A 9,049-nucleotide genomic window follows, 5' to 3' on the forward strand; every position below is an offset into this window, starting at 1 on the left:
GCAAATAGTCAGATAAAAATCTTTATGATTTAATTGTAAAGGATAGCAGCGCGTAGTTGCTATCAGTTTTGGTAATGATGAAGTGATATATTGTAGCGAAACGCTGTAATGATGTGCCATCAACTGACGAGTGGTCAGTAACTTTATTGACCACTAGCTTTAAATAATCTGCCGACTGTGATTGCTGACTTTGTCTACAAAACGCTGTGATATCAGCTTGCGAGTTAGGGTCAGTTGCAACCACGTACAGCGACTCACCAGCTGTTACGTCACGTAATGCGACCTTAGTTTTTAACAATGGCATCGGACATGCAAGACCACGTCCATCAACAAAACCTTTTATATTTAGTTCAGATTGCGCTGTAGCTACATCATCTGAATTATGACTTTCAGTCGGTAGCAGCTCTAGTAAACTCGCAATGTCGTTCTGCTGTGTATCAGTCAAATTCGCTGATAACTGTATAGAATGCGACACACGTTTGATGACTAATTCACTAGCAGCGGGCATAACTTAAACCTTGTAGATATCTATATTTTAATTTGTTTTATTAATAATAGGCTTTGATATTGAGTACGAACATAATCCAGCAATTATAAATTATGAGGTCGTCATCACAGTCATCTAAACCTACTATCATTGTTGCTTATTATACCAAATAGACAATGTATAGTTGCAGTTGAATATAATCAACGCTGTGTTCGGTTCACTAGAATCATATAACCAAGAGTTGCCCGATTAGCAATTGCTCGATTAATAGTTATACGATTGAGACTCACTGCATAAATAGTAGCCTAATGAATAATTACACAGCCATGTTGCGCAATCGTGACGGGTGGCTAAGTTATTGGTAGTTAAGTTCATTGTAGAATTGACCTTGGATAAACAAGCTCGTATAGTCGAAAAGACGTCGTTAATTATCTTATAGGATATGCACTTGTACCAGGCTAATAGAACGAAGCGACCTGACAGCAACAACTCTTTAGTAGCCAAAAGCTCCGTAGGCTTGCCACTTATATTGTCTAAGCAAAAAGGTAAACGTCATTTTATGAGTTTAGCTGTGCCAAATAGTATCAAGGTAGGACTGTCAATGATGCTACTAGCCACGGCCAGCGGTGCGCATAGTCGTGAGAGTCAAACGCTGCCATTGGCTGATAGCTCGTGGCAAGTCACAGATTCGCAAACGCTAGATCTACCAAATCTGCGCGGGCAAGGCTTAAGCTTTGCTGAGCAATATCAAAACAAAATGCTTGGCGAGTGGTCATTACAGAATATCAATGGCCGCGTCAGAATGGAACATGATCCTTGGGTACAAGAAACGATAAAAGACATGACTTGGCGTCTCAATGCTCAAGCTCGTCAGCAAGCACCACTTGGCGTCGTTATCATTGATAACCCTAGTATCAATGCTTTTGCAGCGCCTGGTGGTGTAATCGGTATCAACACTGGAACGATACTGTCAGCTAGCAGCATGGATGAGCTGGCGAGCGTCGTCGCGCATGAAGTTGCGCATATCAGTCAACGGCACTACGAAAGCGGCGCTGACGAACGTAAAAAAGCCTTGCTAATGCAGCTAGGCGGTATGCTAGCTGCGATTGCCGCCTCAGCTGTCGATGGTGATGCCGCTGCGGCTGTGATGATGGGCAGTCAGACAGTCTCTATGAATAGCAGCATGGCCTTTAGCCGTAGTAATGAACGCGAGGCTGACCGAGTAGGGATGCAGATTATGATCCAAGCGGGTTATGATCCTCGGGCGATGCCACGGTTCTTTGCCACGATGAATCAGCAGAGTCAGTTAAACCAAGTTGAGAATCAGTTTTTACCGAGCTTTGTACGCTCACATCCTCTGAGTAACGAGCGGTTGAGCGAGTCACAAAGTCGCGCTCAGCAGTATCCAGCGCTCTCATTGAGCCAGCAGCAGCGCCATCAAGCACTGTTTGATTTACTGTATTGGCGTGTGCAAGTGACTGGTAAACATGCCTCTGAAGTCACACTGACAACGGCTGCCAAAAACAGTCTCGGGGCCAAACTTGCGCTAATGCATTGGTATGGAGAGCAACAGCGCTTTACAGATGCTAATAAGGTATTGGCCGAGATAAATGCGTTATCAAGCACGCAGCGTCAGAGTTTAGAGCCTCTATTGTCGATTACCCACAGTCAGTTATTGAGTGAACAAGGTAAGTGGCAACAAACCGTAGATGTCTTAGAGAGCCAGCAGCGCCTATATCCTGAGCGCCGTGATTTACGTCTTTATCTAGCCGAAGCACTGACTAACAGTAATCAACCGATAAAAGCCCAAGTGTTGTTGAAGCCACTAACAGAACAGCAGCCAAGCGACCGTTACGCATGGCAAAGCTTGCAACTTGCCAATGAAAAACTTGCCAAGACCACCACGTCACCACAATTAGCCAATATCGCAACAATTAATGCATTGCGCTATCGCAGTTATGATCAGCTATGGAATGGGCGTTATGAGAGTGCGCTGACCTCTTTGACGCAAGCCAAACAGTTGACGGAAAATCTACAAACCACAGATCAGGCCAATAGTGCGCGTCCGTTATTGGCCAATATTAACGCAGAACTCAAAGCAATAAAAACCGCCAAAGACTTTAAGCCTTAGGCGGTTATTTGTACAGATTAGCCTGCCAATCAATAGCAAGTGCTAGCCTTGTAGCGCGTCTTTGACCATTTTAGAAATCAAAGCAGGATCAGCACGGCCAGCTGTTTTATTCTTCAAAACACCCATGACGCTGCCCATATCACGCATAGACGTAGCACCTTGCTCAGCGATTTCAGCATTTACCAATGCTATGATCTCGTCTTGATTCATTTGCTGCGGCATAAACTCGTTGATGATATCAATCTCAAACTGCTCTTTGGTGGCCAAGTCATCACGGCCATTTTCTGTAAAAATAGTTAGTGACTCTTGGCGCTGCTTTAGCTGCTTTTGCAAAACTTCTAATACTTGCGCATCATCAAGCTCTGTCTGACGGTCAATCTCGATTTGTTTCACTACTGACTGTACGTTGCGCAGTACTTTAACGCGCTCAAGCTCACGAGCTTTCATTGAAACTTTGATATTGTCTGATAACGTCTGTTTAAGTTGGCTCACTGCTATTATCCTTATCGATCTGTTAAATGCTATTCGTTAGAGGTCGTTTGTTAAATTTTAGAACAAAACCTGCTGATAGTGGTTTTAATAAAAAATTATGTCAGCAGTAATAACAAAAATTGTAGCATAAAAAACGCCACTGATATCGATTGATAACAGTGGCGTTAGTGTAGCGCTTGTACTTAACTAATCAGATTACTGATTAGTACATACGAGTGGTACGAATAGTTTCGCGTTGTAACTTCTTCTTATAACGCTTTACGGCAGCAGCTTTTTTACGCTTACGTACTTGCGTTGGTTTTTCATAAAACTCACGCTTACGTACGTCTGATAATACACCAGCTTTTTCACAAGCACGTTTGAAACGACGGATAGCGATATCAACTGGTTCGTTTTCTTTAACCTTAACTGCAGGCATGAAGACTCCTCGATTAGGATGAGATATAAGGGCATTAGTTTGGCTGTGTATTAGTATTTAGCCGTAATATCTCAAGATTACAGGCATCAGCTCAAACTAGGACAATTCTCACGCATTAGCGTAAGGGCAGGTATTTTAATAAAAAATACCAACAAAGTCAATGATTTTAAGCATTTATTACCGATAGGTTGTTCAATTAGATAGCTATTTGAATTTGGCTCTCAAACTATGAATTCGACATATATACAACGCTTTATCAATAAAAAATCCCTACCGTCTATAACGGTTTGATTGGAGTTTATGCTATGATAATTCCCATATTATAGTAAGCCTATGAACCGTTTTGTGTGTATTTTATTGAGGATGTTGGAATGAAAAAAACAGTATTTAACACGGCATTAAGCACCGCACTTATCTTAGCTTTAGGTGTGAGCGTGAGCGCTTGTAGTGGCGGCGAAGAGCATGAAGAAGTAATGGCAATCGATCGCGTTGACGAAGCTGCTGAACTTGCCATCAAAAATGCGCCACCAGCTGAAGAAATGGAGTTCCCAGAGACAGCACCAATGCCAGCGACTGATGCAGCTGGTACAGAAGCTGATGGTACAGCTACTGCTGAAGCAGGAACGGCTGACGCTGATACTGCAGAAGCAACAGCTACCGATAGTGCGGATACAGCCGCTGCTCCTACTGACAGTGCTGATATGGCGGCTACTGAAGATACAGCTGAAGCCACTGCCGAGTAAACTAGAATCTAGTGCTGAATTGACTATTAGCTCAATGGGCTATTAAACAGTCGTTGGTCGTATACGTAAGTAATTTAAGCTGATATAACGCATCTCTAATTGATTGCAGACTGACTAAGTAAGGGTAAAACCATGATTGATATACAACCGTATATGAACAAGCTGAAACTGTCTGTGATCAGCATGAGTGTAGTATTTGCAGTGAGTGCTTGTAGCGGTGATAACACAGCTACTGAAGAGTCTACAGCATCTAATGAACCTGCTACTGCTATAGAAGAGAAAGCTGTAGCAGAAACCAAAGGCACGACGCCTGAGTCTGTGGTTGAGCCAGATACAGAACCAAAAGCAGCAACAGAGTCTGCCGATATAGTAGATGAGGCAGTGGCAACACCTGAAACTGATTCTGAGCCTGAAGTGTTGGCAGCAGATGCAGGTGCCAAACTGTATGAATCAAATTGTCAGGTTTGTCATGCTGCAGGTTTGCTCGATGCGCCAAAGTATGGTAATACAGCGGCTTGGACAGCTCGTTTGACCAAAGATAAAGAAACGCTATATATGCACTCGGCTAAAGGCTTTAATAAAATGCCAGCGCAAGCAGTAAACGGTGTGACCGAAGCACAAGTTAAAGCAGCTGTTGATTATATGCTAGCGTCGGTAAGCTGATACTCTATATTAGAGTATGTCAGCTATTGAAATTTGCTAAACTGGCCGTCACTGTGACTGACAATGACGGTTTTTTTATGCACGTTTTTTGTCATGTCAGTCTGAGAATATACAGCTGTATCAAGCGAATTCGAGATAGTGTGTGGCTGATTGTATTATAGTCGGTGAACTACTAAACCGCTACGGCGTTACCCTCCTTAGATGTACTACTTGTACAATCTGCAGTCGGCTGCCTTGTACTCATTTTAGAGTTCTTTGACTATAGTTATCCAATTTCTCAAAATGATGTAAGATAAAAGTGCGATAAAAATAGCACGAAAACGAAAGTATAAAGGCAAAAGTATGAAAGTATTGGGCTTAGAGACTTCTTGTGATGAGACGGGGCTGGCGATTTTTGATAGTGAGCAAATAAATAGCGACAACCAAGGTTTGGTCGGGCAAGTACTGTACTCTCAGATTGAGCTGCACGCACTTTATGGCGGCGTTGTGCCTGAGCTTGCCAGTCGCGATCATATTCGCAAGCTAGTGCCATTACTCAACGAGCTGCTCGAACAGTGCGATATGAAAAAAAGCGAGATTGATGCGATTGCTTATACCAAAGGGCCTGGTCTAATTGGTGCATTGATGACAGGCGCACTATTTGGTCGTAGCTTGGCATATGGTTTGGATATTCCAGCGATTGGTATTCATCATATGGAAGGGCATCTTTTGGCACCGCTTATGGGCGCAAACCCTCCGGCGTTTCCTTTTGTCTCGCTACTAGTATCTGGTGGGCACACGCTACTGATTGCTGCTCACGGTGTTGGACAATATGAGATATTAGGTGAGTCGATAGATGACGCAGCGGGTGAGTGCTTTGATAAAGCCGCTAAGATGCTAGGCCTGCCTTATCCTGGCGGCCCTAATATTGCCAAACTGGCAGAAACTGGTAATCCTGATGCTTATGCACTACCAAGACCAATGCTACATCGAGGTCTAGACTTTTCGTTTAGTGGCATGAAAACGGCCGTACATAATCTGATTAAAGATACACCATGTTCGGGAGGGTCGGGTAATGGCGCTGATAACGATCCACAGGTTCGTGCTGATATTGCCGCCAGTTTTCAGCATGCAGTAGTCGACACGCTAGTGAAGAAATGTGTTAAAGCACTCAAGCAAGCAGATATGAGCCGTTTGGTAATTGCAGGTGGGGTCAGTGCCAATACTCATCTGCGTGAGATGTTAGAAGCGGAACTGGCTAAGATCAATGCGACGGTTCATTATGCACCGCCTGCGCTATGTACGGATAATGGCGCGATGATTGCTTATGCAGGTTTTGAGCGCTTGCAAGCTGGACAGTCTGATGATTTGGCTGTTAGCTGTATTCCGCGTTGGCCGATGACAGAATTGCCAGCCGTATAAATGAGCATTTGGTCCAACACGTTTATATGAATTAAGGACAGTTTATGCAGTGGCTTGCTATCGGTTTGGGCGCAGCATTCGGTGCTTGTTTGCGAGCTTGGTTATCGCGTTTTAATGCCTTGCACGGTTGGGTGCCGCTCGGTACTCTGAGCGCTAATATCTTGGGTGGACTGCTGATAGGGCTGGCGCTAGTGTGGTTTGAGCGTATGGGAAGCAACTTATCTGATCATGTACGCGTGTTTGTCATTACTGGTTTTTTGGGTGGGTTGACTACCTTTAGTACGTTTAGTGCAGAGGTATTTGGCTTTATTCATGACGGGCGGTTGCTAGCAGGTTTAGCGCTCATCGGCCTGCACGTTGGACTGACATTATTAGCAACCGCGTTTGGCTTTTATTTCTTTAAGCTAGTTTTGTAGGCGTTGATAGATATTAATCGTTTAAGAGTCTGTTATAAGTGGTTCCATATTAACAGTCTGTTTTAAGTAGTCTATTAATACGTTTGGAGAGTGAATTAGCTGGTTCCGTTGGGGTATAACCCAAAGGAACTAGTAAAAAAGAATCTCTCTATCCAAAGTTATTTGTCATAACGCCCGTTTTTTACATGGTTACTCTGTATGACCGTCAGATACCCAGATACCATCCTGACCAACAAAATAACTATGAGTTTCCTCTACTTCTAGTTGGTAGACATGTGTCATAAATGGATTGGGACAAGGATCATCAAAACGTGCCATACTTTCATGAATGCTAGAGTCTAACAACCCCTCGGCGTTTCCATATTTTTCTAGATTAATTAATCCATTCTCATAGATCTTTTTGTTTTTACTAGAACCCAGTTTATTCTTTTCTATTATGTTGCCATTATAGTAACTTGGTGAATTATAGAATTCTTTAAAGCTTTCAATATCACGATTCGCATAAGGATTTGTATCTTGGAACAGACGATTGTTCAATTTTTTATATAAGTCAATATCAATTTTAAACGGTACCTGCTTATTAACATGTGAAAATGAATCAGCAGTTGGTAAATTTAATTGGTATTTATCATGGTTATAATATTTCTCTTCTCCTAAGCTTACTAAGCAGTAACTATCTTTATCGAAACTAACAAACTCTATGTTTCGATATTCTTCCCAATAGCTGTCTAAAAAATCATTCACATCAAAGTCGCTACTCCAATCAATGTTAGCAAGAATAAAGTTTATAGGCGGCATGCTGTAAGTATACGCACAGTCCTGAGGAAAGTTTGGTAGCGTACGAACAGGCAAAAAAGAAAATTTTGATAACTGTATTTTGTCTTTACTGACAGAGACTATTTCAGGAGGATTGATACCTTCCTCATAAGATTTAAAGTACTCGTCGATACATTTCTTGAATAACTCTCTAGAAAATAAATTTTTAGCAGGTTGCCAACCTATTCTAATGAGATTGTTGGTTGAAACTCTAATCTTTTGAATGTCCGTGCAAAAAATATAGCTATCATTGTGTCTCTCATCTTCATCTAAGTTAATATCTTCATCAAGCGAATCGTTGTGGTATTCAACTTTATATATTCTTTTAGGTTCAGAAGACGTAACTGTTTTAGTTACCTTCCTTGAAACCAGCTCACCATCATCATTAATTTTTGACAATACAAGATCTCCAACTTTAATATCTTGTATTGGCATTAAACCTTTATCTGTATGTACTAATGTACCTGCGACAAAACTCATTCTATTTTCCTTATTAGTAAACTAAATCAGCCCATAGTATCAACTATCTTGTGAAGCTTATAGCTGAAGTTCTCGCTAGGGAGCCGTATCCTTACGCCCATAACCACTGAGCCTGTTTTTAGATTATTATAAATATGTTGAGACACCTCAACCCCTTAATAGCTCGATGCCTGTATAGGGTATCGAACACATACTGATAACTTATTGAGTAAATACACCAATTTGAAAATGGGTTTAGAGACTGAATTATGTTTAAAGAAGAGTTGATAAAATTCTTATTGTCTACCGAGAATTTCCACGAGCTTGACGAGTGGTATATGTCTGATTTTGATGATAAGCATGTCCGGGATATTAATTATGAGCAGGGCTATCCTATGCTGATCGACTGTTGCGAGGTCTGGATACAATATCCGGAGTATACTTGTGAGTTAATAGATATTATGGGTAGTATAAGAAATATGATATCAACTAATACCTTCCCAGATATTTTTATTGAGAACAAACAAAATATCTTAGCTATCTATTTTGATACTGAAAATAGAGTTCGAACTATAATTGGTAGAGTTCATGAAGGTGATAATATTGATGAGAAGTTAATTAAAAGTTCTATAGAGTCAGGAATCAAGGATGAGAAACTTATATTTGCTGAGCTTTTCTACCTTTCTAATATTAACTGGTTTGTTTGAACGGTTGATATTAGCATCTAGCCTATGTAAGTTTGATGCTTGCAAATATACTCCCAAAAACCCTTCTTATAACAGAGTTTATGACAAATAAGGATTAGCAGTATGTTGAATATAAACGATTTTATTAAGGTATCAAAAGATATTCAAGAGAATATCAGATCGTGTGATGTGGGAACTGTAGTACATATCTGAGACCATCCCGAATTCTGTGTAACTGCCATTTAGATTAAATGCTTACTGATACGGTCATCAAACATAATCATAAAACGATTCAGAGCAGACGTCCAGTTACGGATTGGCATCGACCACTTTTTGG

The 9,049-nt window shown here is 41.3% G+C and carries 10 protein-coding genes; 6 read left to right on the forward strand and 4 right to left on the reverse strand.

The genetic code is table 11. The features are described from left to right. Nucleotides 1-22: 22 nt before the first annotated feature. Nucleotides 23-508: a sulfurtransferase TusA family protein gene (locus JMX91_RS12355; protein WP_201549424.1), complete on the reverse strand. Its 486-nt coding sequence runs from the start codon at nucleotides 506-508 to the stop codon at nucleotides 23-25. Nucleotides 509-1,046: 538 nt separating this feature from the next. Between JMX91_RS12355 and JMX91_RS12360 the strand changes: the two genes are divergently transcribed. Then, nucleotides 1,047-2,618 carry a M48 family metalloprotease gene (locus JMX91_RS12360; RefSeq protein ID WP_227679414.1) on the forward strand — a complete coding sequence of 524 codons (1,572 nt, stop codon included), beginning with the start codon at nucleotides 1,047-1,049 and terminating at the stop codon, nucleotides 2,616-2,618. A 42-nt stretch (nucleotides 2,619-2,660) separates the two neighbouring features. Here the strand turns inward: JMX91_RS12360 and JMX91_RS12365 are convergent, their stop codons facing one another. Together JMX91_RS12365 and rpsU are read right to left on the reverse strand one after the other, a co-directional pair. Further along, nucleotides 2,661-3,110 carry a GatB/YqeY domain-containing protein gene (locus tag JMX91_RS12365; protein ID WP_201549428.1) on the reverse strand — a complete coding sequence of 150 codons (450 nt, stop codon included), beginning with the start codon at nucleotides 3,108-3,110 and terminating at the stop codon, nucleotides 2,661-2,663. A gap of 202 nt (nucleotides 3,111-3,312) precedes the next feature. After that, complete coding sequence (gene rpsU / locus JMX91_RS12370) at nucleotides 3,313-3,528, reverse strand: 30S ribosomal protein S21 (protein WP_010195908.1); 216 nt, start codon at nucleotides 3,526-3,528, stop codon at nucleotides 3,313-3,315. Nucleotides 3,529-3,899: 371 nt separating this feature from the next. Here rpsU and JMX91_RS12375 point away from each other — a divergent pair, with 371 nt between their 5' ends. The 4 genes from JMX91_RS12375 (at nucleotide 3,900) to crcB (ending at nucleotide 6,751) form a co-directional block, all read left to right on the forward strand. Next, nucleotides 3,900-4,271, forward strand: a complete 372-nt coding sequence (locus JMX91_RS12375) for a hypothetical protein (protein WP_201549430.1) — start codon at nucleotides 3,900-3,902, stop codon at nucleotides 4,269-4,271. Nucleotides 4,272-4,403: 132 nt separating this feature from the next. After that, the gene (locus JMX91_RS12380; RefSeq protein WP_201549432.1) at nucleotides 4,404-4,934 is read left to right on the forward strand and encodes a c-type cytochrome; all 531 of its coding nucleotides are present in this window, start codon (nucleotides 4,404-4,406) and stop codon (nucleotides 4,932-4,934) included. A 342-nt stretch (nucleotides 4,935-5,276) separates the two neighbouring features. Continuing rightward, nucleotides 5,277-6,335 carry a tRNA (adenosine(37)-N6)-threonylcarbamoyltransferase complex transferase subunit TsaD gene (gene tsaD, locus JMX91_RS12385; RefSeq protein WP_201549434.1) on the forward strand — a complete coding sequence of 353 codons (1,059 nt, stop codon included), beginning with the start codon at nucleotides 5,277-5,279 and terminating at the stop codon, nucleotides 6,333-6,335. A gap of 44 nt (nucleotides 6,336-6,379) precedes the next feature. Beyond that, nucleotides 6,380-6,751 carry a fluoride efflux transporter CrcB gene (crcB, locus tag JMX91_RS12390; RefSeq protein WP_201549436.1) on the forward strand — a complete coding sequence of 124 codons (372 nt, stop codon included), beginning with the start codon at nucleotides 6,380-6,382 and terminating at the stop codon, nucleotides 6,749-6,751. Nucleotides 6,752-6,940: 189 nt separating this feature from the next. On the opposite strand, the gene JMX91_RS12395 is transcribed toward crcB, so the two are convergent. Next, a complete protein-coding gene (locus tag JMX91_RS12395; protein WP_201549443.1) occupies nucleotides 6,941-8,047 on the reverse strand; it encodes a hypothetical protein in 1,107 nt (368 codons plus the stop codon). A gap of 248 nt (nucleotides 8,048-8,295) precedes the next feature. On the opposite strand from JMX91_RS12395, the gene JMX91_RS12400 reads away from it, so the two are divergent. Further along, on the forward strand, nucleotides 8,296-8,733 hold the full coding sequence (locus JMX91_RS12400; protein WP_201549437.1) for a hypothetical protein: 438 nt from the start codon (nucleotides 8,296-8,298) through the stop codon (nucleotides 8,731-8,733). The last annotated feature ends 316 nt before the right edge of the window (nucleotides 8,734-9,049 follow it).

Source organism: Psychrobacter sp. Pi2-1 (genome assembly GCF_904846645.1).
In the GTDB taxonomy this organism is placed as follows: domain Bacteria; phylum Pseudomonadota; class Gammaproteobacteria; order Pseudomonadales; family Moraxellaceae; genus Psychrobacter.